Origin of the sequence: Stutzerimonas kunmingensis (assembly GCF_900114065.1) — a bacterium.
Lineage (GTDB): Bacteria > Pseudomonadota > Gammaproteobacteria > Pseudomonadales > Pseudomonadaceae > Stutzerimonas > Stutzerimonas kunmingensis.
Window position 1 is genome coordinate 423,709 of sequence record NZ_FORS01000004.1, and the last position, 25,262, is coordinate 448,970.

Here is a 25,262-nt window from a genome sequence, read left to right on the forward strand (position 1 = left end):
CCGTGTGTCCTGAAGGCGGTGTCCAACCCATCCGTTCAGGTCAACGCGCCAGCGGTTGGACCACCTCGTTCCCGACCTGAACGAGGTGGTCCGCGCTTCCCCGAGAACGGCCTCGTCGAGGCGTGCTCCTATTATTCCGATTCCTTACGCGCGATACGCCAGTACGCCCCGACCCGCTCCGCCAGCGCCTTTGGCGGTTCGGCATACAAGCGGCGGCCCAGGCGCAGCGCGCGCTGTTGCAACTGCGCCCGCCGCTGTTCGATACAGCGCTGCACCGCTTCACGGGTATCCGCTGTACCGAACAGCTCGGGCTCGCCCTGCATCAGCTCAGTCATCACCGCCAGGTCATGGTCGTCGCCCAGCGCGTCGGCGACCTGCTTGAGCTGTTCCGCGCGAGTTTCCAGCGCATCCGGCCAGCACGGAGACAGCAGCTGGCAGTGATACCAGTGGTCCTTCACCCGCTTGCGCCATTCGTGAAGCAACTCATCCGAGTCCGCCTTTTGCGCACGTGCGAGATCCCGCACACCGTCGGCATAGGTTCGCCGAAAGCCCGCGGCGAGCAAGCCGAAGCCTTTGCCCGGCAATTTCCAGTGCTGCACGTCTCGAGTCAGTGCGCGCAGGTCACCCAGCACCTGCGTCACTTCCACGTCGAAGCCGGTATGCACCTCACCATCCGGCGCGGCGCGCTGCTGCAAGCGCAGACGGATCTGGCGGAACGCATCGCTGACGAACAGTGGCTGATCGGTGCGCGCCAGGGCGTCCCAGCTTTCCAGCATGGCGGCGGCATCGCGTGACTCGGCCAGGCGTCGTCCGGCATCGCGCAGCCGACGATTGTCGACGCTGAAACGCGCACCGAGCGGTTCACGCACCAGCCGCAGCAGCGCGCGCAATTCCTTGAAGCGCTTGCGCGCCTGGTGCACGCCCTCGGCCCGCTCGGACGGCTCGACACAGAGCGCCTGGATCGCCTTGTTGATGCGCCCCAGCGCGGCCTTGCGCACCTCTTTGGCAGCATTGCGCGCTGGGCGTATTCGATAGGCCATTTGCGTTATCCCTCAATGACACGCTCCGCTGGAGCATCCGTATTGAGACCCGCACGCCACGCCGGGTGTTATTCCGGCAATGTGAAGATTTGTGTCAGCAACGCCGGGATTCCATTTCAACCGTAGCGCTTGCGCGCCTCGATGGCCAATCCGCTGCCGATGCTGCCGAAGCGATTGCCTTCCACGTGCCGCGCCCGAGGCAGCAGCCCGGCAACGCTGTCGCGCAGTGCAGGAATGGCGCTCGAGCCACCGGTGAAGAACACCGTATCGACCTCATCATGGCGCACGCCGGCATCCGCCAGCAGCTGATTGATGCTGCCACCGATACGGTCAAGCAGTGCGGCGATGGCGCCTTCGAAGCCCTGGCGGGTCAGCTCGACCTGCAGTTGCGGCTCGATACGCTGGAAGTCGATGGCGAACTGCTCCGCCTCGGTCAGCTCGATCTTGCCCTGCTCCACCTGCATCGCCAGCCAGTGTCCGGCGCGCTGCTCGATCAGGCGGAACAGCCGGTCGATACCGGTGGGGTCGACGATGTCGTAGCGCATGCTCTGCAACGCCCGTAGCGAGGCCGGCGCGTATACGGCGTTGATGGTGTGCCAGGTGGCCAGGTTGAGGTGGGTGCTGGTCGGCATCGGTGCGTCGCTCTTCATCCGGCTGCCATAGCCGAACAGCGGCATCACCCCGCTCAGGCTGAGCTGCTTGTCGAAGTCGGTACCGCCGATGTGCACACCGCCGGTGGCGAGAATATCAGCCTGTCGATCATCGACGTCCCGACGCTCGGGCGACAGCCGCACCAGCGAGAAGTCGGAGGTACCACCGCCGATATCGACGATCAGCACGCGCTCTTCGCGTTCGATACGCGACTCGTAATCAAAGGCCGCGGCGATCGGCTCGTACTGGAAGGACACGTCCTTGAAGCCGATCTTGCGGGCGGCAGCGGCCAAGGTGTCCGATGCCTCGCGGTCGGCCTGCGGGTCGTCATCGACGAAAAACACCGGCCGCCCCAGCACGACTTCCTCGAATGGCCGGCCGGCAGCCGTTTCGGCGCGCTGCTTGAGGGTGCCGAGGAACAGGCCGAGGATTTCCTTGAACGGCATGGCGCTGCCGAGCACGGTGGTTTCGCTTTTCAGCAGCTTGGAGCCGAGCAGGCTCTTGAGCGAACGCATCAGGCGGCCTTCATAGCCCTCCAGATATTCGCTCAGCGCCTGCCGACCGTAGACCGGCCGGCGCTCTTCGAGATTGAAGAACACCACCGACGGCAAGGTCGGTTGCTCGCCTTCCAGCGCGATCAGCGGATCGACGCCGGGGCGCCACCAACCAACCGTGGAATTCGAGGTGCCGAAGTCGATGCCGCAGGCGCGGGCGGATGAGGCGTTGAGCATGGCGTGTTCCACGGGTACTGAAAAAACGGCCGCGCAGTGTAAAGGAGGCGGCCCGCCGATGCAGGCCTATCGTCGGTTAGCCCCTCGATGGCTTTCTCCAGACAAAAAAATGCCCGGCCATCGCTGGTCCGGGCACAAACCCCATAACGCAAACGTATCAGGCAGGCACCGCCTCCGCGCCGGGCGCATCGGCCGTCATCCCGGCAGTCATGCGCTTGGCATCGGCGCAGAAGGTCCGCGATGCCTGGAACAGGAACAGCATGGTCAGCAGCAGCGACGCCGGTATCAGATACATCGCCCCGTGCAGACCCTCGGCACGGAAGGCCTCGGCCATCTCGCTGGCGCCCGCTGCCAGCATCGCCCCTTCGGCGAAGTGGTCCGAGAGCAGCCCCACCACTACTGTCCCCATGCCGCCGCCCAGCAGGTACAGGCCAGCGAAGAACAGCGCCATGGCCGTGGCCCGCAGGCGCGGTTCGACCACGTCCTGAATTGCCGTGTAGACGCAGGTATAGAAGTTGTAGGAGAACAGCCAGCCAATGCTGAACACGGCGACGAACATGCCGACCTCGATGCGGCCGGCCAGCAGCGCATAGCCGGTCGCGATGGTCGCGATCAACATGCTCACAGCGGCGAAGATCAGGCGACCACGGGCGTAGCGCTGGTGGATACGGTCAGCGACCCAGCCGCCCAGGGTCAACCCGAACAGGCCGGTCAAGCCGACGATCACGCCGGTGGCGACCGACGCCTGTACCAGCGAGACACCGTGATAACGCATCAGCAACGGCACCATGAAGGCGTTGCAGGCATAGGTGGCGAAGTTGAATGCCAGGCCGGCCAGCACCAGCCACCAGAAGGTGCGAATCGACAGCACCTTGCGGATCGGCTGCTGCACCGGCTCCTGGGAAACCTTGACGGTCTCGGCGGCGCCGCGCTTGGGCTCCTTGATCAGAAAGATGAACAGCGCCAGCACCAGGCCCGGCACCGCGGCGATGAAGAAGGGCGCGCGCCAGCTGCCGAACGCCTCTACCATGGAACCGATGGTGAAGAACGCCAGCAACAGGCCCAACGGCAGGCCGAGCATGAAGATGCCCATGGCCCGGGAGCGCTTGTGCGCCGGAAACAGGTCGCCGATCAGCGAGTTGGCGGCGGGCGCGTAACTGGCCTCGCCGATGCCGATGCCCATGCGCACCAGCAGGAAGCTCCAGAAGTTCCAGGCCAGGCCGTTAATCGCGGTCAGGCCGCTCCACGCGGTGAGCCCCCAGCCCATGATCTTGCGCCGCGAACCGAGGTCCGCCATGCGCCCCAGGGGCAGCCCGGCAATGGCGTAGACGATGGTGAAGGCGGTGCCGATCAGGCCGAGTTGGAAATCGTTGAGGCTCCACTCCAGGCGGATCGGCTCGGCGATGATCGCCGGTATGGTGCGATCGAAGAAGTTGAACAGGTTCGCCAGAAAGAGCAGAAACAGCACGCGCCAGGCGTTGGATGCTTGGGTGGAAGGCTGCATGACGTCGGTCTCGATTGTTCTTATATTCCGGCCGCAGACCAGCCGGGACTCGACCATGACTCTAGAGTCTGTGCCTGATCCTGTCTCCGAACATCACCTTCGCTTATGCCCCGCGATGGCTCAGCGCCCGCGCCACTCGGCCAGCCAGCCCAGGCTGGCTTCGGTGCCCTGCTCCCCCGGTTTGTATTCGGCGCTCAGCCAGCCCTGGTAGCCGCTGGCCTGCAAGGCCTGCAGCGCTGCGCCGAAGTCCAGCTCACCACTACCCGGCGCGCCGCGGCCCGGGCAGTCGGCGAACTGCACATGACCGATGCGCTCGCCCAGCCGGGTAATGCAGCTGGGCAGGTCCAGCTGCTGGCGTGCCATATGGTAGAAATCCAGTTGCGCCAGGCAGTTGGGGTGATCGACGCGCTGCAGCAGAGCCTCCAGATCCGCCGCGCTGTTGATCAGAAAGCCTGGCATGTCGAGCGGGTTGATCGCTTCGCAGAGCACACGGATGCCGAGCATGTCGAAGGCGTCGGCGGTCTTCCACAGGTTGTGCTCGAGCGTCTCCAGCGCCAGCTCGCGGTCGACGCCCTCGGCGAGGCGGCCCGGCAGCACGTTGACACTGGCCGGTCGAACCATCAGCGCATAGGTCAGCGCCTCCTGCAGAGCAGCGTCGAAGGCCTCCTGCCGGTCCGGCACCGCCGCCAGACCTGGTCCGCCCTGCAGCAGATCGCCGGCGGGCAGATTGATCAGCACCAGCGGCATGCCGGCGCGCTCGAGTTGCTCTTTCAGGCGAATGGCCGGCACTTCGTAAGGAAACTGGATCTCCACGCCATCGAAACCGGCGGTGCGGGCGGCGAGGATGCGTTCGGTAAGCGGCAGCTCGGTGAACAGCAGCGATAGATTAGCGGCGATCTTCATTGGTCGCCCTCCCGGTACATCTGCACCAGCGTGGCGGGGTCGCGCTCCAGATTGCCCTGGCTGCCGTGCAGGCGCATCAGCTGCGCGGCCAGGCCGCTCAAGGGCGTCGCCGATCCCTGCTCACGGGACAGTTTGACAGCCGTATCCAGATCTTTGAGCAAGGTCCGTACATGCCACTTCACCGGTTCGAACTCGCTCGCTGCCATCTGCGGGGCGAGGATCTGCAATGGCTTGGAATCGGCGAAGCCGCCGGCCAGCGCCGGTGCCAGCAGGCTGGCGTCGACTCCGGCACGTTCGGCCAAGGCCACGACCTCGGCGATCACCAGCGCATTGCAGGCGACGATCATCTGATTGCAGACCTTCGTCACCTGGCCGGCGCCGACCCCACCCATATGGGTAAGGCGCTGGCCCAGATTCATCAGCACCGGCCGTACCCGCTCGACATCCTCGGCGCGTCCGCCGGCCATGATCACCAGGCTGCCGGCTTCCGCGCCCGGCGTTCCACCGGAGACCGGGGCATCGACCCAGCGCATGCCACTGCGAAATTCCAGCTCGGCGGCCATGTCGCGGGTTGCCGTCGGCTCCAGGCTCGAGTGATCGACCAGCAGCTTGTCGGCCTTGCCACCTTCGGCGATGCCGCCCTTGCCGAAAAGCACCTCGCGCACAGCGGCGGTGTCGGCCAGACACAACAGCACAATGTCGGCCTCGGCACAGAGCTCAGCGGGCGTCGCCACCGCCCTGGCCCCCAGCTCTACCAGCGGCTGGCACTTCTCGGGCGAGCGATTCCACACCGCCAGGCGATACCCCGCCGCCAGCAGACGTCGACACATCGGCAGGCCCATCAGGCCGATACCGGCAAAAGCGAGGGTTGGCAGGTCGGACATGAGGCGGCTCCTAGACGAACGAGGTCGTGATTCTAGCGCCGCACCGCCAGGAACGGCCAAACGATGTACCTCCCTCATCCCTCAACTGCTCAATGCCCCCTCCTGCTGCCACAATGCCACTGTGACCGATCCAGCAAATTGCCCGACCAACTGGAACGATCCGCCGTCGAGCGCCTCTGAAGGAGGCCCCGAGGCATCGCCTCGCGCAGACCCATCCGCTCAACGCACGCCTGCCCTTGGCAACGCGCGTGCATCAGAAGAAATCGCAGGAAACAAGCAATGGATTTAATTCAGATCATCGTCCTGGCCATCGTGCAGGGACTAACCGAGTTCTTGCCGGTATCGAGCTCGGCTCATCTGATCCTCTTCCCGCACCTGGTGGGTTGGGACGACCAGGGACTGGCATTCGACGTGGCGGTGCACCTCGGCACCCTGGCCGCAGTGGTCTGGTACTTCCGCCTGGAAGTCTTCGGCATGACGCGCGACTGGTTCGCATCGCTAGCCCGCCGCGAGCGGGTCGGTGACAGCCGGCTGGCCTGGGCGGTGATCCTTGGAACGATTCCGGTCGGCATCGCCGGGCTGCTGTTCAAGGACTTCATCGAAGTCCAGCTGCGTTCGCCGCTGGTGATCGCCTGGGCGACCATCGGCTTCGGTCTGCTGCTGTGGTGGTCGGACGTGGTCAGCCGGCGAATCCCGCAACCGCGCGACGAGCACAGTCTGAACTGGAAGGACATCCTGCTGATCGGCTGCGCCCAGGCGCTGGCGCTGATTCCCGGCACCTCGCGCTCGGGCGTGACGATGACCGCCGGGCTGTTGCTGGGCCTGTCGCGCTCCGGCGCAGCACGCTTTTCCTTTCTGCTGTCGATCCCGGTGATCGTGCTTGCCAGCGCGCTGAGCACACTCGACCTGGTGGAAGGCGGGGTAGCGGTTGACTGGACGGCGATGGGGCTGGGTGTGGTGCTGTCGGCGATGAGCGCCTACCTGTGCATCCACATCTTCCTGAAGTTGCTGGAGCGCGTCGGCATGCTGCCGTTCGTGATCTACCGCTTGATCCTCGGTGTGGTGCTGCTGGTACTGTTCGCCGGCGCCTGAGCACCCCTGCTGATACGTTGAACACCTTGCCGCGGCGTGCGATTCCTCGCGCTGCCGCGGCGCTGGCCGGAGCGAGGTCGCCCTATCAGCCCTGAGGCAGGTCGATCAGCAGTGGGCCGAGCAGGACAGCTGCGATACGCGCCTCGGTGAACATCTTCTCGGTCAAAGGCGCGCTGCGTACTTCCGCGCTGCCAACAGGTTGCGCCTGAATTCGCGCTACCTCTCTGAATGAGTGACCATCTGCCCAGACCATGGTGGACCGACGCTTCTTATCGCACTTCACATTCGCTTCCTTTGCCTGCGGGGGGTGGCACATTGCACATATTCGGCCACTACAGATCACTTAGGTTTGGGGCCTGAAAAAAGTTCGTCGTGTTACACGATATTTCTGCAATGGAAATGCGCCAGAAGCGCTCCAAACGTCCCTGTTCAGCTTTCCCTTGGCGCCACACGCCTACCACGCTCTATAATCCGCGCGCTTTTTCCGCTATTGAACCGGAGAACCCTCAATGCTGAAGCGCTCCCTGGCAGCCGTCGCCGGCCTTGCCCTGTCCCTGTCTATTGCTACTACCCACGCCGCTGAAACCCTGCGGGTTTCCGCTATCCCCGATGAAGCCCCGACCGAGCTGATTCGCAAGTTCAAGCCGCTGGGGGAATACCTGGAACAGCAGCTGGGCATGCCGGTGAAGTTCACCCCGGTATCGGACTATGCGGCTGTCGTCGAATCCCTGGCCTCCGACCGCCTCGATCTCGCCTGGCTGGGCGGCTTCACCTTTGTCCAGACCCGTCTGAAGACTGGCAATGCGATCCCGCTGGTGCAGCGCGAGCAGGACGAGCAGTTCACTAGCAAGTTCATCACCGCCGATCCCGAGGTGAAGTCACTGGCCGACCTCAAGGGCAAGACCTTCGCCTTCGGCTCCGTGTCGTCGACCTCAGGCAGCCTGATGCCGCGCTACTTCATGCTCAAGGACGGCATCCAGCCGGAGCAGTTCTTCAAGCGCATCGCCTACTCGGGCGCTCACGATGCAACCGCCGCCTGGGTCGAGGCCGGCAAGGCCGACGCCGGCGTGCTCAACGCCTCGGTGTGGGACAAGCTGGTCGCGGCCGGCAAGGTCGACACCGACAAGGTCCGCGTGATCTCCATCACTCCGCCTTATTACGACTACAACTGGACCGTGCGCGGCAACCTCGAGCCGGCGCTGGTCGAGAAGATCAAGGCTGCCTTCCTCGCCCTCGATCCGGCCAACCCTGAGCACAAGGCGATTCTCGATCTGCAGGCCGCCAGTCGCTTTATCGAGACCAAGCCGGAGAACTACGCAGGCATCGAAGAAGCTGCGCGCGCCGCCGGCCTGCTCAAGTGATGCCGCGTAAGCGCCAGCAATGAGCACATTGCAAACACCGCCGGCGCCAGGCCTCGCTGCACAACCGGCGCTGAAGCTGGCCGGCGTGGGCCACACCCACGCCGGCGGCCAGATCGCACTGCGGCGGCTCGACCTGCAGGTCGCGCAGGGTGAACGGGTCGCCATCATTGGCCCGTCCGGGGCCGGCAAGACCACGCTGCTGCGTCTGCTAGCCACGTCGCTCAAGCCAGATCAGGGCGATCTCGAGCTGCTCGGCAAGCGCCCCTGGACGCTCTCGGCCGGCGCTCGCCAACGCCTGCGCAGCCAGATCGGCCTGATCCACCAGGCGCCGCCGCTACCACCGCGACAGCGGGTGGTGACGGCGGTACTGGCGGGGCGTCTCGGCAACTGGTCGCTACCCAAAAGCCTGCTCAGCCTGCTCTATCCCCTGGACCGCCAGGGCGCTGCCGAGGCGCTCGGGCGGCTCGACCTTGCCGACAAGCTGTACATGCGCTGCGATCAGCTATCCGGCGGCCAGCTGCAGCGGGTCGGAATCGCCCGCATGCTTTACCAGGCGCCGGAGCTGATCCTCGCCGACGAACCCGTCTCAGCCATGGACCCGGTGCTCGCCAGTCACACGCTGGGCGTGCTCAACCGCGAGGCGCAACGTCGCAACGCCACGCTGCTGGCCAGCTTGCATGCAGTGGAGCTGGCACTGGAGCACTTTCCGCGAATCGTCGGCGTGCGTGACGGCCGCATCCTGTTCGACAAGCCTGCCAGCGAAATCGGCCCCGACGAGCTGGCGGCGCTGTATGCCAATGAGCAGCTTCAGCATGCCCCGTCGCCACCTGCAGCAGCGACCCCGCCACTGAACATTCCGCGATGCTGAACCCCGCAACTGTCCGACACGATCCTGCCGCCGCGCCACGCCTGATGTTGACCCTGCTGGCCGTGGCGCTGCTGTGGCCAGGGGTAAGGCTGAGCGAGCTGGACCTGGGTGTGCTGTTCGACGGCAGCAATGCCGACACCATGGGCACGTTTCTCTCGGCGTTCTGGCCACCGGAGCACAGTGGCGAATTCCTTGACCTGCTCTGGCAGGCGACACTGGAAACCCTGGCAATCGCCACTGCCGGCATGACCCTGGCCCTGGCTGTCGCCATCCCCTGCGCCCTGCTTGCCACCCGCGCCCTGTCGCTCTCGGCGCTCAGCCGTGGTGGTCGCCCGGCCTGGTGGGCGCAAGCGTTGCGCTGGCCGGTACGCGGCCTGCTGATCGTGCTGCGCAGCATCCCGGAGATCGTCTGGGCGCTGTTGTTCGTCCGCGCCGTAGGCCTGGGGCCGACCGCCGGCGTGCTGGCCATCGCCATCACCTACGCCGGCATGCTCGGCAAGGTCTACGCGGAGATCTTCGAGTCGGTCGACCCGCTACCCGCCCGTGCACTGCTCGGTGCCGGCGCCTCGCGGCTGCAGGCCTTCCTCTACGGCGTGCTGCCGCAGGCCACGGGCGAGATGCTGTCGTACAGCGTCTACCGCTGGGAATGTGCGATCCGCGCCTCGGTGGTGATGGGGTTCGTCGGCGCCGGTGGACTCGGCCAGCAGATGGACCTGTCGATGCGCATGTTCGCCGGCGGTGAGGTCGCCGCCATGTTGCTGACGTTCCTCGCGCTGGTGCTGCTGGCGGACCTGCTCAGCCGTCTGCTGCGCTGGAGATTCGCATGAGTCTGCTGTCGCGCCTGCTGATTCCGGCCGGGCTGGTCGCGGCCGTGGTGGCCGCCTTTGCCTTCCTGCAGCTGGAAAGCGCCGCGCTGCTCAGCCGAGACGGCCTTGCGCAGATGGCCGCCTACGCTTCGGGATTCATGGCGCCGGACCTGTCGCCCGCGCATCTGCAGGCGATCGCTCGCGGCACGCTGGAAACCCTGGCGATGTCGGCCATCGGCACATTGCTCGCAGCCCTGTTCGGCTTGTTGCTGGCACTCCCCGCGGCGGGCCGTTTCGGTCTGCTGGCGCAGGCAGCATCGCGCCTGCTGCTCAATGCGCTACGGGCGATTCCGGAATTGGTTTGGGCCGCGCTGATGGTGCTGGCAGCGGGGCTCGGGCCGAACGCCGGCACCCTGGCGCTGGCGCTGCACACGGCCGGCGTGCTGGGGCGCCTGTTCGCCGAAGCGCTGGAAAATACCCCGCCGCAGCCCGCCGACGCCCTTCGCCTGGCCGGTAGCGGACGCATCGCGGCATTCTGCTACGGCACGCTGCCCTCGCTCTGGCCGCAACTGGTGGCCTACACGTTGTACCGCTGGGAAAACAATATTCGCATGGCCAGCGTGCTCGGCTTCGTTGGCGCCGGCGGCCTGGGCCAGATGCTCTACATGAGCCTCAGCCTCTTCCAGGAAGCCCAAGCCTCGACGGTGATCCTGGCCATGCTGGCGATGGTACTGGCGGTCGACAGCCTGAGTGCCTGGGCCAGGCAGCGCTGGGTGCGAGGCTAATCGCCGCGGCCGACTCCGTTGACTTTTGTGAACTGATTCACCGAACATCCGTGATGTCGTTTTGAGATCATCAAGGATGATGAAGTGCCGGCCCTACCGCGCCAGTTGTCTACGCTACGAACCGTACTGGCATTGCTGGCAATCCTGCTGGATCCCTTCGGCCTGACTACGGCCACCGATGGCGCATCGTCCCGCCTGCTCAATCAGCTGCAAGCCAACGCCTACGGCGATGCCGGCGCCAGACAGCAGATCGCAGTTGTGATCATCGATGACGCTTTTCTGCGCCAGCGCGAAAGCCACTGGCCACTACCCTACAGCGAACAGAGCAAACTGTTCCGCCAGCTACTGGCCTATCGACCAGCCGCGGTCATGGTTGACCTGATGTACAGCTACGACCACTCCCGCGGACGCAACAGCGACAGTAGTCGACTCCTGTCCAACGTGTTCGAACGCTATCGAGCTGCCGGCGTGCCGCTGTATCTCGCCAACTCCGGCAGCACTGAATCCAATGCCTTGCCGATCTTTACCGAAGTTAGCGAGCCGGCACTGGTGAGCTGGAGCGGTTATGAAGATCAGTACCCGCTGGCAGCCGAGACCGCATACGGCTGGATGGACAGCGCAGCCTTCGCCTTATACAGAAGCTACTGCACGCGCCATGCCTGTCAGCCGCTACCAGCATCGGCACAGCTCGCCGGAGAGCAACCGCCGATCGCTCTGCAATGGGGCGGTGACCCGGCGCGTGAGCAGCGTCTGGTCAGCGACGTCAGCCAGTGCGCTTCATCATCTGGACTTTGGAGCCGGATTTTCAGCCAGCTCGCCCAGTCGGTCTTCTGGCGTCTCAGTGCTCCTACCGAAACACGCTGCCCGTTTCACCTGACAATCACCGCGAGTGCCCTGGCTACGACCGTACCGGAGGAGCGCGCCTTGTTACGTGAGCTGCTTGGCGATCGCCTGGTAATGGTCGGCGCCTCCATCAGTTCCGCCGAGGATCTCACCAGCTCGCCGGTTCACGGCAAGTTGCCGGGCGTCTACGCCCACGCCATGGCGCTGGATAACTTGATCGAATATGGCCAGGACTATATCGCCGCACCACCGCAACTGTTCAACACCGAAATCGATGTCCTGGACCTGCTCGAGTTCATCTTCGCTTTGGTCATTCTCTGGTTTCACTCGGCCCGCGCAGGCCTTTTGCCTGGGCATCGCCTGGCGTTCGCGATCGGCGCAACGCTCTGTCTGCTGCTAATCAGCGTGCTGCTTTATCAGTTGCGCGTCACTCCAGTGAACATCCTTGGCTTGTTGCTGCTGATTGGCGTGTTACTGCCAGAAGAACCGGAATCCCCCTCCCTCCCCTCGACCAGCACACGAAAGGAGTCATCATGCGCAAACCCCTCACACTGCTCTGCGCCCTGTTGCTCAGCAGCACCAGCTACGCGGCCGGATTGACCGTAGAGCAATACACCAACGATCCGATCGCCCTGCTTGATGCAGAGGGTCGTTTGCTGAAGAAGATTGCACGCTCCGAGTTACCCGCCACACCGCTGGCCGCACAGCAGTGGAATGACGATCTCGAACTGGTGCAGGTCGAGGTAGCCGGACAGCTGGTCTGGCTGGATGGTGTCGATGTCCGCCTGAGTCAAGGCAAGACCGTTCCCATGCCGTGCGCAGCACTGCCCAAGGCCCGCGCAGATAGCGCGACCAATCTCTCCACCATTGGTTACGGGGCTGGCTGTGCGAAGAACTGACCTACTGCGTAAGCGTGCCGCATTCGCGGCGGCTTTACTGCTGACTTGTCTGGGCGGGTGCAGCACGCTCAAAGGAGCACCTGACGCGCTGATCAATCTTGCAGGACAAAGCACGCAAAGCGGGTTTCAGGGCAAGTACCTGGAGCAGGAGGAGGTTCGCAGTTACTTCCGCCTCGATCCGCAGCACAACCACAACCTGCGGCTGAGCTATGACGGCCGTAGCCTGCCAGCCAATGAAATCCGCCAACAGAACGTGGTGTTGATCCCTGCGCTGCAGAACTATCTGCAAGGCATCGTCGAACGTCTCGCCAAGGGTTGGCCTGGCGAGCAGCCGCAATTGCGGGTAACGGTCACCGACAGTTACTCGTTCGGGCCATCAGCCGACCCGTACGGCATTCTCTACGTGCCGCTCGGCATGCTGGAAAGCGTAGAAAGCGAGGACGAAATCGCGGCGATGCTGGCCCATGAAATGAGCCATGTGCTGCTGCGCCACCATGATCGCCGCCAAGCCTTCAACGAGCAGCGGGAACTGCTGACCAACATTGCCACCACTGCGGTAATCGCGACGATGGTCGCCGACTCTCGCCTGGATCGCGGAGCTTCGAAATGGAAGGTGGTCAGCAAAAATCCGCAAGCCACGCAGAAGGCCGTCGGTGAGACGGTGCTCTACACCTCACTCGCCAACACCTTTTCAGACAACGTATGGAACACCGCCTGGGGTCGTGCTCAGGAAGACCAGGCAGATCTGCTGGGTACCGATCTACTGATCAAAGCGCGTTACGCGCCGCGCGGTGCCAGCCACAGCCTGCAGCGGCTTAGCGATTTCCAGGGAAAGCAGGCCCCCCTCCTGGCCGGTTTTATCCAGGCGCGACGGGGCGCGATGCAGGATTCGCTGCAGCGCCTCGACCTGAACGGCTTTACCCAGGAGATCAACACGTTCGTCAATCAGGGCCTGATGACGACCGTCAGCGCAGTCGGCCAGCACCTCACCCGCTCACACATGTCAGCCCAGCGTCGCGATGACGACCTGCGCCAATATCTGCAGCGCGAGTACGATGCCGAGCGTTATCACCGGGTAAATAAACGGAACTGGCTTACAGTCCGCAACACCCCAAGCGTGAAAGCCTCACTGGACGCGTACAAGAATGCCTACGGAGCCAACGAGGCCCTGGCTCAGAAGAATCTGAAGGATGCCCGAACCTTGGCCGAGCGAGCTCTGAAGTCTCCGGTGGCTAACCAGCCAGGCATTCGTCGTAGCCTCTTCAACGTCCACATGGCAACTGGTGACAAACGTCGTGCACTGGCGCAGCTCAACGCAATCAAGGACTGGTCGCTAGCGGGACCGGAAGTCTACGAACAACTCGTTCACTATCATCTGAACAATGGCGATGCAGTTGCGGCCCTTGCGACCATTGAACGGGCTGAACGCCACCTGGGTTCACAGGAACAGTTCATTGTCGAAAAGATGCTCGCTCATAAGCTCAAGAAAGATGAGAGCGAACTGCGCATGCTCGGCGAAAAATGCAAGCAGATGCCAAATCGAAAGGACGTCTGCAAGAAGATCGGCTGACCTTGAGAGGGCGACGCGGGTTGCGCAGTCGATTACCGGCTGCGCGCCTCGCCCCATTTCAGTGCAATGCAGGTTTGCCGACGCGCTCCTGCACCAGCACCCAGGGTGCGACCACGACGGCCCAGAGGTTGGGGTCACGCTCCAGCCAGTCCTGCGCCTGCTCGGGCTGCATCTTCGACAGCTGTCCGCCGTGGAGCCACGCCGCTACCTTGGTCTGATCGTCCTCGGCGACGGCCAGCGCCACCTCGACCAGATCAGCATCGCCAGCCACCTGCAGCAGCGCTCCGCGAGCGAAGAACGGCTGCAGTTCTTCCCAGGTAATCGCTGCGGTTTCGCCCAACAGCTTGGCATAAAGAGTGCTTGCGTCGTCGGCCATGGGACTCACCAGATACGAAAAGGGCGCAATGATACCCGCGCCCCGATTCCCATCAAACGGTTGAATCTGCCGGCTGTGCAAACGGAGGAGACACTTCTACACTGTGCCGGTACAGTTGCCGGAGCGTTTCGGGATGTTCGCCTCTTAACGGCACTCCGGCCCGCAGGATTCAAACAATAACGATGCAAGTGGAGCACTTATGAAGACCAACCAGCGTCTTTCGAAAATTTTTCTGGCAATGGCACTGACCGGCGCAGCCAGCTACACCCTGGCCGCCGACACGATCCGCATCGGATTGGCAGGACCGGTAACCGGGCCGGTGGCGCAGTACGGGGACATGCAGTTCATCGGGGCCGAAATGGCCATCGAGCAGATCAACAAGGCCGGCGGGGTGAACGGTCAGCAACTGGAAGGCGTGCGCTACGACGACGCCTGCGATCCGAAGCAGGCCGTGGCGGTGGCCAACAAGATCGTCAATGACGAAGTGCAGTTCGTTGTCGGCCACCTCTGCTCCAGCTCCACTCAGCCGGCGTCTGACATCTATGAGGACGAAGGCATCCTGATGATCACCGCGGCTTCCACTAGCCCGGACATCACCTCCCGCGGTTACGAGCTGATCTTCCGCACCATCGGCCTCGACAGCCTGCAGGGCCCGACCGCCGGCAACTTCATTGCCGACCACGTCAAGCCGAAGAACGTCGCCGTCATCCACGACAAGCAGCAGTACGGTGAAGGCATCGCCACTGCCGTCAAGCAGACCCTGGAAAGCAAGAACATCAAGGTTGGCCTGTTCGAAGGCATCAATGCCGGCGACAAGGACTTCTCCTCGCTGATCGCCAAGCTCAAGCGCGAAGGCGTGGATTTCGTCTACTACGGCGGCTACCACCCGGAACTGGGTCTGCTGCTGCGTCAGTCCAAGGAAAAAGGCCTGAACGTACGCTTCATGGGTCCGGAAGGCGTCGGCAACTCGGAAATCTCCGCCATCGCTGGCCCGGCTTCCGAAGGCATGTACGTGACGCTGCCGAAGTCGTTCGATCAGGACCCGCGCAACAAGGAACTGGTAGACGGCTTCAAGGCCAAGAAGCAGGACCCGAGCGGCCCGTTCGTATTCCCCGCCTACGCCGCCGTGCAGGTCATTGCCGAAGGTATCGAGAAAGCCGGCAGCACCGACACCGAGAAGGTAGCCGAGGCGCTGCGCAGCAATACCTTCGACACTCCGACCGGCATGCTCTCCTTCGACGAGAAGGGCGACCTGAAGGACTTCAACTTCGTCGTCTACGAATGGCACCAGAACGGCACCAAGACCGAAGCCAAGTAAATTCCATCAGCCTGACGAAGCCCACACTCGCTTGTGGGCTTTGTTTTAAGCAGGCGGCCCAGCCAAAAGCACCCGGGTCGCCCTGCCGTACCTGTAATTCAACGAGCGGCCTGAACAGCAGGCCCACCTCGAACCGATGCCGTGCGTGATCCGCAGGGCACCGTACCGCAGTGGCGCCGCGCCAGGGTGTGCGGTGCGTTCGACGTGGGCAGCGCAGCAGACCGAAGCGCAATTGCAGGGACTTCGGGAGAGCAGTGATGCCTGAGCTTTACCACTACCTACAACAGCTGATCAACGGGCTCACCGTTGGCAGCACCTATGCGCTGATCGCCATCGGCTACACGATGGTGTACGGCATCATCGGCATGATCAACTTCGCCCACGGCGAGGTGTACATGATCGGCTCGTATGTCGCCTTCATCGCCATTGTTGGCCTGTCCATGATGGGCCTGGATGCGCTGCCTATCTTAATGATGGGTGCGTTCGTCGCCGCCATCATCGTCACCAGCGCCTACGGTTACAGCATCGAACGGGTCGCCTACCGCCCGCTGCGTGGCAGCAATCGCCTGATTCCGCTGATCTCGGCCATCGGCATGTCGATCTTCCTGCAGAACGTCGTGCTGCTGGCTCAGGACTCCAAGGACAAAGCGATTCCCAACCTGATGCCGGGCAATCTGGTGTTCGGTGAAAGCACCATGAACGGCGTGGTGATTTCGTACATGCAGATCCTGATCTTCGTGGTCACCTTCGTTGCCATGTACGGGCTGACGATGTTCATCTCGCGTTCACGTCTGGGGCGTGCCTGCCGCGCCTGCGCAGAAGACCTGAAGATGGCCAACCTGTTGGGCATCAACACCAACGGCATCATCGCCCTGACCTTTGTCATCGGTGCTGCGCTGGCCGCCATCGCAGCTGTGCTGATCAGCATGCAGTACGGCGTGATCAACCCGCACATCGGCTTTCTCGCCGGCATCAAGGCATTCACCGCTGCAGTACTCGGCGGCATTGGCAGCATTCCAGGCGCCATGCTCGGCGGTCTGGTGCTTGGTGTGGCCGAGGCCTTCGGTGCTGACATCTTCGGCGACCAGTACAAGGATGTCGTGGCGTTCAGTCTGCTGGTGCTGGTCCTGCTGTTCCGCCCCACCGGCATCCTCGGCCGCCCGGAGGTGGAAAAGGTATGACCGGCAATCTCCGTACAGCCTTCTTCAGCGCCCTGCTGGTCATCGCCGTTGCGGTGCCGGTATTCGGCCTGAAGCTCACCACCGTCGGCATCCGCGTCGAAGTGCACGGCGCCGAAGCCGGTACGTTCTGGATCATCGCCGCCTGCGCGGTAGCCATGTTCGTCTGGCAACTGTTCCGTACTCACCTGGCCGCCGGCTGGGCCGCCAGCCCAAGCCTGCCGAGCGTACCCGCAGGTGCGGGCAGCTTCCTTACCCTGCCCTCGACCCAACGCTGGATCATCATCGCTCTGATCCTCGTCGCGCTGGCATGGCCGTTCTATGGGTCACGTGGCGCGGTGGACATCGCCACGCTAATCCTGATCTACGTGATGCTCGGCCTCGGCCTGAACATCGTCGTCGGTCTGGCCGGCCTGCTCGACCTGGGTTACGTCGGCTTCTACGCCGTCGGTGCCTACACCTATGCGCTGCTCTCGCACTACTACGGAGTCGGGTTCTGGACTGCACTGCCCATCGCCGGCGCGATGGCGGCGCTGTTCGGCTTCCTGCTGGGCTTCCCCGTGTTACGTCTGCGCGGTGACTATCTGGCCATCGTGACTCTCGGCTTCGGCGAGATCATCCGCATCCTGCTGCGCAACATGACCGACCTAACCGGCGGCCCGAACGGCATCAGCGGCATCGACAAACCGACCCTGTTCGGCCTGTCCTTCGACCGCCGCGCAGCCGAGGGCATGCAGACGTTCCACGAGTATTTCGGCGTGGCCTATAACTCGGTGAACAAGGTGATCTTCCTCTACCTGATCGCCTTGCTGCTGGTGCTGCTGACATTATTCGTGATCAACCGCCTGCTGCGCATGCCGATCGGCCGCGCCTGGGAAGCCTTGCGCGAAGACGAGATCGCCTGCCGTGCGCTGGGCATGAACCCCACCGTGATCAAGCTCTCGGCCTTCACCCTCGGTGCAACCTTTGCCGGTTTCGCCGGCAGTTTCTTCGCCGCACGCCAGGGCCTGGTGTCGCCGGAGTCGTTCACCTTCATCGAGTCGGCGATCATCCTCGCCATCGTCGTGCTGGGCGGTATGGGCTCGCAGCTCGGCGTGATCCTCGCCGCCATCGTGATGATCCTGCTGCCTGAGCTGATGCGCGAATTCAGCGAATACCGCATGTTGATGTTCGGCGCCCTGATGGTGCTGATGATGATCTGGCGTCCGCAAGGCCTGCTGCCGATGCAACGCCCACACCTGGAGCTGAAGCAATGAGCCGCCCGATTCTAGAAGTACGCGGCCTGATGATGCGTTTTGGCGGCCTGCTGGCGGTCAACGAGGTGGGGCTGACGGTACATGACAAGCAAGTGGTTTCGATGATCGGCCCCAACGGCGCCGGCAAGACCACGGTGTTCAACTGCCTGACCGGCTTCTATCAGCCGACCGCGGGGGAAATCCTCCTCGACGGCACGCCGATCCACGGCCTGCCTGGCCACAAGATCGCTCGTCAGGGGGTGGTGCGCACGTTCCAGAACGTCCGCCTGTTCAAGGACATGACGGCGGTGGAAAACCTGCTGGTGGCCCAGCACCGTCACCTGAACACCGGCTTCCTTGCCGGCTTGTTCAAGACGCCGGCGTTCCGCAAGAGCGAGCGCGAGGCGATGGACTTCGCTGCGCACTGGCTGGAACAGGTCAATCTGACCGATGTCGCGAATCGACCGGCGGGCACCCTCGCCTACGGCCAGCAGCGCCGTCTGGAAATCGCCCGCTGCATGATGACGCGCCCGCGCATCCTCATGCTCGACGAACCGGCGGCCGGCCTGAACCCCAGAGAAACCGAGGACCTCAAGGCCCTGATCACCATGCTACGCGACAAACACGGGGTCACCGTGCTGCTGATCGAGCACGACATGAAGCTGGTCATGAGCATTTCCGACCACATCTACGTGATCAATCAGGGCACCCCGCTGGCCAATGGTTCACCCGAGCAAGTCCGTAACAATCCGGACGTGATCAAAGCCTATCTGGGGGAGGCGTAAGCATGCTGACTTTCGAAAACGTCTCGACCTTCTACGGCAAGATCCAGGCCCTGCACGACATCAACGTGCAGGTCGAACAGGGCGAGATCGTCACCCTGATCGGCGCCAACGGTGCCGGCAAGTCGACCCTGCTGATGACCCTGTGCGGCTCGCCGCAGGCAGCCAGTGGCAGCATCCGCTTCCAGGGCGAGGAGCTGGTCGGCCAGCAGACCTGCGACATCATGCGCAAGGCCATCGCCGTGGTGCCCGAAGGCCGGCGGATCTTCGCCCGTCTGACGGTTGAGGAAAACCTCTCCATGGGCGGCTTCTTCACCGGCAAGACGGACTTCCAGGAGCAACTGGACAAGGTGCTCGGCCTGTTCCCGCGGCTCAAGGAGCGCTACCAGCAACGCGGTGGCACCATGTCCGGCGGTGAACAGCAGATGCTCGCCATCGCCCGCGCGCTGATGAGCAAACCCAAGCTGCTGCTACTCGACGAGCCATCGCTGGGCTTGGCGCCGATCATCATCCAGCAGATTTTCGAGATCATCGAACAGCTGCGTGAGGATGGCGTGACGGTGTTTCTGGTCGAGCAGAACGCCAACCAAGCGCTCAAGCTGGCCGACCGCGGTTACGTGCTGGAGAACGGGCATATCGTCATGCAGGGCAGCGGCGAGGACCTGCTGACCGATCCGAAAGTGCGCGACGCCTACCTGGGCGGCTGACATCGCCACCACGCTCAACGAAAAAGCCCTGCCAACCGGCAGGGCTTTTTCGTCTTATACGTATCCATCACGCAGCCGAACCCGGGCGCTGCGCGTGCAGTCGAAGAACCGCTATCCTTCTTCGAACCCTTCGCCAACATAACGATCACCAAGGAGATCCCACGATGCGCCACTGCCTGTTCGGCCTGCTCATGGTTGCCAGCGTCACTGCGAATGCCGAGATTCAGACGCAGGAAATCCCCTACACCGCTGCCGATGGCACCGAGATGATCGGCTACTACGCCTATGACGACGCCATCGAAGGCAAGCGTCCCGGCATCGTCGTGGTACACGAATGGTGGGGGCTGAACGACTACGCCAAGCAGCGCGCTCGCGACCTCGCCGAGCTGGGCTACAGCGCGTTGGCAATCGACATGTACGGCGAAGGCAAGAACACCGATCACCCGAAAGACGCCATGAGCTTCATGCAGGCCGCGCTGAAGGACGCCGATGCTGCCAAGGGCCGCTTCAATGCCGGCCTCGATCTGCTCAAGGAACAGGCCCAGACCGATACCGCCAAACTGGGCGCGGTGGGCTACTGCTTCGGCGGCAAGGTGGTTCTGGACATGGCGCGCCAGGGTGTGCCGCTGGAAGGCGTGGTCAGCTTCCACGGCGCGCTGGCCACCGAAACCCGCGCCGCGCCCGGCAGCGTCAAGGCGCGTGTGCTGGTCGAACATGGCAGCGAGGACAGCATGATCAGCACCGACGACATCGCCGCGCTGAACGTCGAGATGGTCAAGGCCGGTGCCGACTACCAGTTCGTCAGCCTGCCGGGCGCCAAGCATGGCTTCACCAATCCGGGCGCCGACACCCACCAGAAGAACGGCCTCGACGTCGCCTATCAGAAAGCCGCGGACGAACGTTCCTGGCGTGATATGCAGCGCTTCTTCGAAGACACTTTCGGCAAACCTGCAACCGCCCAGGCGCAGTAACCAACCGGCTACTCGTCCGTGATTCGTCCCGGCGGCACGCCTGCCGCCAGGGCGCGTGCTAGCATTGCGCGCACAACTCACCGTCGATCACGAGTCATGGCCGAACACGATTTCCGCTACACCCTGCTCAACCCCGCCCACACCCTCACCGAATGCCGTGCGCTGGCGCCGGGCCGCTATCAGGTAACCGGCAATGGCGGCTCGATTCGTAGCGGCGATGTACTGATCGTCACGCTCAAGGGCAGCCGCGACCTTTCCCAGCGCCTGACAGTGGAGAAGGTCCGCCACCTGATCAACCCACCGGGGCAATGGATGGCCGTGGCCAGCGGACCGGTGTTCCGCGAACTGGAAATCCTCAACTGGCAGGTCGCCTGCGACAGCTGCGGCAAACAGCTGGACTTCGAGTTCGCCGTCGACGCGGCACTCGGTGCAACCGCACAGGCCCCGGCAGCCGAAGCCCGTATCGCCGAACTCGGCTGGGCCAGCCAGGATAGTCAGCATTTCTGCCCCACTTGCAAGGAAGCTCGATGATGCACCGCTACACCTTTCCGTTGCTCGCCATCACGCTGGCCGCCTCCGGCTGCGCCGTGGAACCACTGACACTGCAGAACGATGTCACCTATGTCGCCGAGTGGATCGGTGATGATGCGGTGGTCGGCCGCACGCCGGTTTCGCTGACCCTCTCGGCCGAGCGCGCCTACGGCAATGCCGGCTGCAACCACTGGTTCGCCAGCTATCACCTGGAAGGTCAAACCCTGCGCTTCGAGAACATCGGTAGCACTCGCAAGATGTGCATGCCAGAGCTCATGGAGCAGGAGCAGCGCTTCCTCGATCTGCTCAGCCGAGTCGAGCGCTGGGACGTGTCGAACATCGACCAGTTGCGCCTGTGGCCAGCAGAGGGCGCGCCAATCCGCTTCTGGCCCGACCAGAACTGACGCGCCAAATATGCGCATGCACCAAGGCATGCGCACTGCTTTCATGCAGGGTCGCAGAGAGATCGTGTCCATAGGGACATATGACGCGGGCCAGCCTGTACCCGCCGCTCAACTGATTGCGGCACTCCGCACCTACAAAAACAGCCCAGGCAACCCGCCTACTGACCTTCACGAAACTGGCACACGCAGTGCATAGACTCTAGCGACCAGTTTCGGGGACCTCGGTACAGGCAGGCCGGGAATCCCCTCTTTTATTCGCGAAGCAAAAAGGCCGCTAGGTGAGCGGCCCTTTTGCTTTCTATCGATAGACTTCGCGGCGGAAGATCAGGGGCTTGGGGCCTTGGTAGATGCCGAAGGTGGCGAGACCACGACTCGGCTCCCATCCTTCACCACGCCAGTCGTACCAGAGCCATTTCGGCACTTTTGGAAACCCGACTCGACCGCTACCAGTAACCTCCGGAGCCGCTACAGTCAGCACACCTTGATGACCAGCCTTGATGGTAGAGACTTCTGGAGCGGTTATAGCAGCCAAATCGCCAGTCGGCTCGATCAGATCCGGCTCGGACCAAGCCGATGCGCTACAGATATCCCCCTCCTCCGGAAGGAAAACACCAGGCACCTGCCAGCTCTCGATCACCCATGGCAAGGCTAACGGTAATTGCTCCGAGCCATGGGCATTGGCTATACGCAAACGACCAAGGCGGATTTCACTACCCCCAAAGTCATGAGTGAAATCGCTGCATTCACCAAGCGTTCCTTTCTCGCCTCGATAGCAAACGCCATCGCTATCTTTCAACTGATCCTTATCAATTACCAGCTTGGCAATTGCTTGCATATCTGTGCCAAACGGCAAATCAGCAAGACTAGGGGTAAGCGGCATATGCCAAGTCAAAGTATCAGCTGAACGCGCTTTTGAAGGCTCATCCTCCTCAACAGCAGGCCAATTGTAAGTTCTGCCGCCACCATTATTAGCAGTGTCTTTCACTAGCAATGATTCAACTTCTCCGCCCGACTCCAAGCGCTGATCAATTTCAACCCTCCCGGTAATCGAAAAGTAATCGCTTCGACTTGGCGGATCAAGAAGCCAAAATCCAGAGTGGTCATAATTTTTCACTTCTTCATTTCTTTTACTAAACGCTGTAATTACGATTTCCGGATACCCACCTGAAAACAATGTTTCTTGCCCTTGATATGTGAAACCATTGCAAGCAGGTACCAACCTAGCGTCACTGGAAACAATAAAATATGCCGGTATAAAACGACCGACATAATCAGACACACCTACAACATCAAGACCGCCCTCGATATAATCCTTGGCAATGGCACGAAGTCTAGCTATACCAACCTCATCAACATACGGCGCGCTTTCAAATATATTGACATTTCCATAGCCATGCTTGTACTCATTGGGTAATAATTTCGGTACAACCCCTCCCCTGGGAAAGGGAAGGCAATCATCAGCCATCTCTCCGCAAACGTCGGAGGGCTCGCCAACAACCTCCATCCGTACACGATCGTGCATAAAATTTAGCGTCTCCTTACCCACGCTATTCAGCGCCTTAATTTCTAAAGGCAATTCATCTCCAGCCGCAATAAATTTATCACAGTTTTCCTTAGAGAAGCTTTTCTTCGGATCGCAGACGGGTGCCCCAACAACCTCGATCGAAAATCTGTCGGGGCGGGAAACGAAATCATCACTGCCGATCATCAAGCCACTATCACCCTCATTGCCACTACCGGCGTAGTGGGCATACAGCTGCATCTTCCCAGCTTCACGATAATTCACGTCAATATTGGAAATTCCATCACGATTGAAATACAGCGGCAGCGGCTCAGCTGCAGCAAAGCTCTGTGCCACCTCCGCGCGATTCACCTCAACTTTCTCGGAGCTGACTACCAACTCGCTCCCGGCCGGGCTTATGAACTCGCTCCAGAACTTTATGTAGCGCGGCACATCCTCTTCGGTAAATGCTGGCTCACATCGAGGGCTACCTGGATTGCCTCTGTCGATGACTGCGCTGATAGGAACTTCAACGCTCTGAGAAGCCACCATGTTCGGCACATCGAAAATAAAGCCACTCTGGGAAAAATTCAAAATACATGCGGATGAAAGCGGCGCATCGCCAATCTGGCAGAGTGACTTAGCAGATGAAGGGCTTGAAACCGCGACTCCGAGTGGCATCTGAAGTTGCAACCCTTGCAGTTGAAAAGTGCCGATGCCATTAACCAATGACTTGTTACTGCCGCCAACCCAGCCGTTACCCGTTAATGTTACCGATACGGTACCGGGATAGAGTTGGCATGCAGCCGGAGCGGCATTGGTGCATGCCTTGAGCGTGACCGTATGCGGCCGACAGGTATGCGCGCTACTACTGGTGACGAATTCAAAATGATCGATAGTCGAAGAGCTACCGCACAAATGTCTCGCTTTGGCTTGTCGGCTCAGTTCTGCAACACTCCAGAGCGTTGTGTTGAGACGAACCTCATCCATCGAACCCCGCAGTCCATTGCCGCCAATGCTGATAGGCTCGATATTGGTCGAAGGTCCCCAACCTGCTAGAAGTGTTCGCGACTGATCCTCTTTCAATTCGGCGTTGACATAAAGCTTTGCGGCAACGGTAGGGAAGAGCACTAGAAAAGAAGAACTATAATCAAGAGTGAAAGCGACGTGATTCCAACCCTTGCTGATCGGCGTGGATATCACCAAGTCCTCACTGGAAAAAAAGCGAAGCATTTGAGTCGTCAAAACCAGACGGCCCGAAGCATCAAGTTCAAGACGGTAGTTATGCCCCTTGCCAAGCAGGATGACCGATCCACTTGTTGGAAATTCGGCCACGTTCAGCCAGAAACTTGCGCTGAGTTTGTCATTGAAATTGAGCGCAGTATTGTGAGGCACACTGACCCGACCACTGCCGGAAAACTCCCCGTAACGACAGGTGCCCCAGGTACCGGGTAACGCAGGAATCGCTCCGGCCGTTTCAGCCGCACCACTGGCGACGCCAGTTACATTGAGTGTTCCACTATTTTGCACGGTTGCATTGCGCCAACTCACCTCATCGAAGCGCAGATACAAGGGTAGTGTTTCATTTATATCCGTGGAGTCGCTGCATAAGTCCGTGGGAGATAAGCCACTATAGGCACATTGTCCATATATACGGCTGTAGCCTGTACCCCGAATGGTGACATCACTTCCCCACCCCGTCGCAGCCAGCACATCGCCATATACAATAGAATCGTTCAGATAAATCTGATTCGTATTGCTGACTGTGCCCACCACATCAGAATCATTCAGCTCGATAGGGTTCCCCGGAGCGGATATATTTCCAACTACAGAGGAGGAACTGACGGTTACCTTGCAGCAGCTGCTCGCCACGTTTCCGGTTATTTTCGCATTGGCAATGGAGGCTACATTCGCTGAAGAAATATTTCCTTCCACTGTCGTACCATCAATGAAGACGCCACTCCCACCAGAACTGGTTACATCCCCGTCTACCCGCCCCCGAGTCAGGCGTATTTCCCTGTTTGCGCTTATGACAGAACCATTAGCCGTCGTATCGACAAGAGTTATTTCATTGCTGAACTCGACATTTCCGTCAATCGAGCTACGCACCATCTTTGCGTTACCAGAACCGGAAACGCCCCCCTTCACCGTCGTATCACCGAGGTCTACATTTGCGCCTATAACGGAACCGTAAACGACGCTTCTGGCATTGCTTGACCCCGATATCTCAATTATTCCATAAGAAGCACGCAGTACCATGCCATTCCCTACAGAGCCGATAGTGCTTGCCTGGATCTTGAATCCACCTTCCGCCCAGAGAAC

24 protein-coding genes are annotated in these 25,262 nt (G+C 61.7%); 16 read left to right on the top strand and 8 right to left on the bottom strand.

What is annotated here, in order from left to right; translation table 11 throughout:
* Window positions 1–131: 131 nt before the first annotated feature.
* From BM275_RS13080 to BM275_RS13100, 5 genes are all read right to left on the bottom strand, one after another.
* Window positions 132–1,040: a CHAD domain-containing protein gene (locus BM275_RS13080; protein WP_090521602.1), complete on the bottom strand. Its 909-nt coding sequence runs from the start codon at window positions 1,038–1,040 to the stop codon at window positions 132–134.
* A 116-nt stretch (window positions 1,041–1,156) separates the two neighbouring features.
* Window positions 1,157–2,422: an Hsp70 family protein gene (locus tag BM275_RS13085; RefSeq protein ID WP_023444477.1), complete on the bottom strand. Its 1,266-nt coding sequence runs from the start codon at window positions 2,420–2,422 to the stop codon at window positions 1,157–1,159.
* Between the two features lie 157 nt (window positions 2,423–2,579).
* Window positions 2,580–3,926 (bottom strand): spinster family MFS transporter, encoded by a 1,347-nt coding sequence (locus BM275_RS13090; RefSeq protein WP_023444478.1) that lies wholly within the window; start codon window positions 3,924–3,926, stop codon window positions 2,580–2,582.
* 120 nt (window positions 3,927–4,046) lie between these two features.
* Window positions 4,047–4,829, bottom strand: coding sequence for a hydroxypyruvate isomerase family protein (locus BM275_RS13095; RefSeq protein ID WP_090521605.1), 783 nt, complete (start codon window positions 4,827–4,829; stop codon window positions 4,047–4,049).
* Window positions 4,826–5,713, bottom strand: coding sequence for an NAD(P)-dependent oxidoreductase (locus BM275_RS13100; RefSeq protein ID WP_090521607.1), 888 nt, complete (start codon window positions 5,711–5,713; stop codon window positions 4,826–4,828). The genes BM275_RS13095 and BM275_RS13100 overlap by 4 nt, the downstream gene beginning before the upstream one ends.
* Before the next feature lie 279 nt (window positions 5,714–5,992).
* Between BM275_RS13100 and BM275_RS13105 the strand changes: the two genes are divergently transcribed.
* Window positions 5,993–6,805 (top strand): undecaprenyl-diphosphate phosphatase, encoded by an 813-nt coding sequence (locus tag BM275_RS13105; RefSeq protein WP_090521609.1) that lies wholly within the window; start codon window positions 5,993–5,995, stop codon window positions 6,803–6,805.
* Between the two features lie 85 nt (window positions 6,806–6,890).
* Here BM275_RS13105 and BM275_RS13110 read toward each other — a convergent pair whose 3' ends face one another.
* Window positions 6,891–7,088, bottom strand: a complete 198-nt coding sequence (locus BM275_RS13110; protein ID WP_230697608.1) for a hypothetical protein — start codon at window positions 7,086–7,088, stop codon at window positions 6,891–6,893.
* A gap of 226 nt (window positions 7,089–7,314) precedes the next feature.
* Between BM275_RS13110 and BM275_RS13115 the strand changes: the two genes are divergently transcribed.
* From BM275_RS13115 to BM275_RS13145, 7 genes are all read left to right on the top strand, one after another.
* Window positions 7,315–8,166, top strand: a complete 852-nt coding sequence (locus BM275_RS13115) for a putative selenate ABC transporter substrate-binding protein (RefSeq protein WP_090521613.1) — start codon at window positions 7,315–7,317, stop codon at window positions 8,164–8,166.
* Window positions 8,167–8,185: 19 nt separating this feature from the next.
* The gene (locus BM275_RS13120; RefSeq protein ID WP_090521615.1) at window positions 8,186–9,034 is read left to right on the top strand and encodes a phosphonate ABC transporter ATP-binding protein; all 849 of its coding nucleotides are present in this window, start codon (window positions 8,186–8,188) and stop codon (window positions 9,032–9,034) included.
* Entirely contained in the window at window positions 9,028–9,861 is an 834-nt protein-coding gene (phnE, locus tag BM275_RS13125; RefSeq protein WP_090521617.1) for a phosphonate ABC transporter, permease protein PhnE, read from the top strand. Before BM275_RS13120 ends, phnE (BM275_RS13125) begins: the two co-directional genes overlap by 7 nt.
* Window positions 9,858–10,625 (top strand): phosphonate ABC transporter, permease protein PhnE, encoded by a 768-nt coding sequence (gene phnE / locus BM275_RS13130; protein ID WP_046622008.1) that lies wholly within the window; start codon window positions 9,858–9,860, stop codon window positions 10,623–10,625. Before phnE (BM275_RS13125) ends, phnE (BM275_RS13130) begins: the two co-directional genes overlap by 4 nt.
* A gap of 84 nt (window positions 10,626–10,709) precedes the next feature.
* Window positions 10,710–12,068 carry a CHASE2 domain-containing protein gene (locus BM275_RS13135; RefSeq protein ID WP_090521618.1) on the top strand — a complete coding sequence of 453 codons (1,359 nt, stop codon included), beginning with the start codon at window positions 10,710–10,712 and terminating at the stop codon, window positions 12,066–12,068.
* Complete coding sequence (locus BM275_RS13140; RefSeq protein WP_041756511.1) at window positions 12,002–12,367, top strand: hypothetical protein; 366 nt, start codon at window positions 12,002–12,004, stop codon at window positions 12,365–12,367. The genes BM275_RS13135 and BM275_RS13140 overlap by 67 nt, the downstream gene beginning before the upstream one ends.
* Window positions 12,354–13,937 (top strand): M48 family metallopeptidase, encoded by a 1,584-nt coding sequence (locus tag BM275_RS13145; protein ID WP_090521620.1) that lies wholly within the window; start codon window positions 12,354–12,356, stop codon window positions 13,935–13,937. The genes BM275_RS13140 and BM275_RS13145 overlap by 14 nt, the downstream gene beginning before the upstream one ends.
* Before the next feature lie 58 nt (window positions 13,938–13,995).
* On the opposite strand, the gene BM275_RS13150 is transcribed toward BM275_RS13145, so the two are convergent.
* A complete protein-coding gene (locus BM275_RS13150) occupies window positions 13,996–14,313 on the bottom strand; it encodes a DUF2288 domain-containing protein (RefSeq protein ID WP_042924823.1) in 318 nt (105 codons plus the stop codon).
* A gap of 199 nt (window positions 14,314–14,512) precedes the next feature.
* Between BM275_RS13150 and BM275_RS13155 the strand changes: the two genes are divergently transcribed.
* The 8 genes from BM275_RS13155 to BM275_RS13190 all read left to right on the top strand — a co-directional run bounded on the left by BM275_RS13155 (window position 14,513) and on the right by BM275_RS13190 (window position 21,439).
* Window positions 14,513–15,631, top strand: coding sequence for a branched-chain amino acid ABC transporter substrate-binding protein (locus BM275_RS13155; protein ID WP_090521623.1), 1,119 nt, complete (start codon window positions 14,513–14,515; stop codon window positions 15,629–15,631).
* 257 nt (window positions 15,632–15,888) lie between these two features.
* Window positions 15,889–16,812 carry a high-affinity branched-chain amino acid ABC transporter permease LivH gene (gene livH, locus BM275_RS13160; protein WP_003299167.1) on the top strand — a complete coding sequence of 308 codons (924 nt, stop codon included), beginning with the start codon at window positions 15,889–15,891 and terminating at the stop codon, window positions 16,810–16,812.
* A complete protein-coding gene (locus BM275_RS13165; protein WP_023444301.1) occupies window positions 16,809–18,065 on the top strand; it encodes a high-affinity branched-chain amino acid ABC transporter permease LivM in 1,257 nt (418 codons plus the stop codon). Before livH ends, BM275_RS13165 begins: the two co-directional genes overlap by 4 nt.
* Window positions 18,062–18,829, top strand: a complete 768-nt coding sequence (gene livG / locus BM275_RS13170; protein ID WP_090521625.1) for a high-affinity branched-chain amino acid ABC transporter ATP-binding protein LivG — start codon at window positions 18,062–18,064, stop codon at window positions 18,827–18,829. Before BM275_RS13165 ends, livG begins: the two co-directional genes overlap by 4 nt.
* 2 nt (window positions 18,830–18,831) lie before the next feature.
* The gene (locus BM275_RS13175) at window positions 18,832–19,533 is read left to right on the top strand and encodes an ABC transporter ATP-binding protein (protein WP_023444303.1); all 702 of its coding nucleotides are present in this window, start codon (window positions 18,832–18,834) and stop codon (window positions 19,531–19,533) included.
* Between the two features lie 164 nt (window positions 19,534–19,697).
* The gene (locus BM275_RS13180) at window positions 19,698–20,504 is read left to right on the top strand and encodes a dienelactone hydrolase family protein (RefSeq protein WP_090521628.1); all 807 of its coding nucleotides are present in this window, start codon (window positions 19,698–19,700) and stop codon (window positions 20,502–20,504) included.
* 96 nt (window positions 20,505–20,600) lie between these two features.
* The gene (locus BM275_RS13185; protein ID WP_090521630.1) at window positions 20,601–21,035 is read left to right on the top strand and encodes a hypothetical protein; all 435 of its coding nucleotides are present in this window, start codon (window positions 20,601–20,603) and stop codon (window positions 21,033–21,035) included.
* Window positions 21,035–21,439, top strand: a complete 405-nt coding sequence (locus tag BM275_RS13190) for an META domain-containing protein (protein ID WP_090521700.1) — start codon at window positions 21,035–21,037, stop codon at window positions 21,437–21,439. Before BM275_RS13185 ends, BM275_RS13190 begins: the two co-directional genes overlap by 1 nt.
* Before the next feature lie 298 nt (window positions 21,440–21,737).
* Here the strand turns inward: BM275_RS13190 and BM275_RS13195 are convergent, their stop codons facing one another.
* Window positions 21,738–25,199 carry a DUF6701 domain-containing protein gene (locus BM275_RS13195; protein WP_090521633.1) on the bottom strand — a complete coding sequence of 1,154 codons (3,462 nt, stop codon included), beginning with the start codon at window positions 25,197–25,199 and terminating at the stop codon, window positions 21,738–21,740.
* Between the last annotated feature and the right edge of the window lie 63 nt (window positions 25,200–25,262).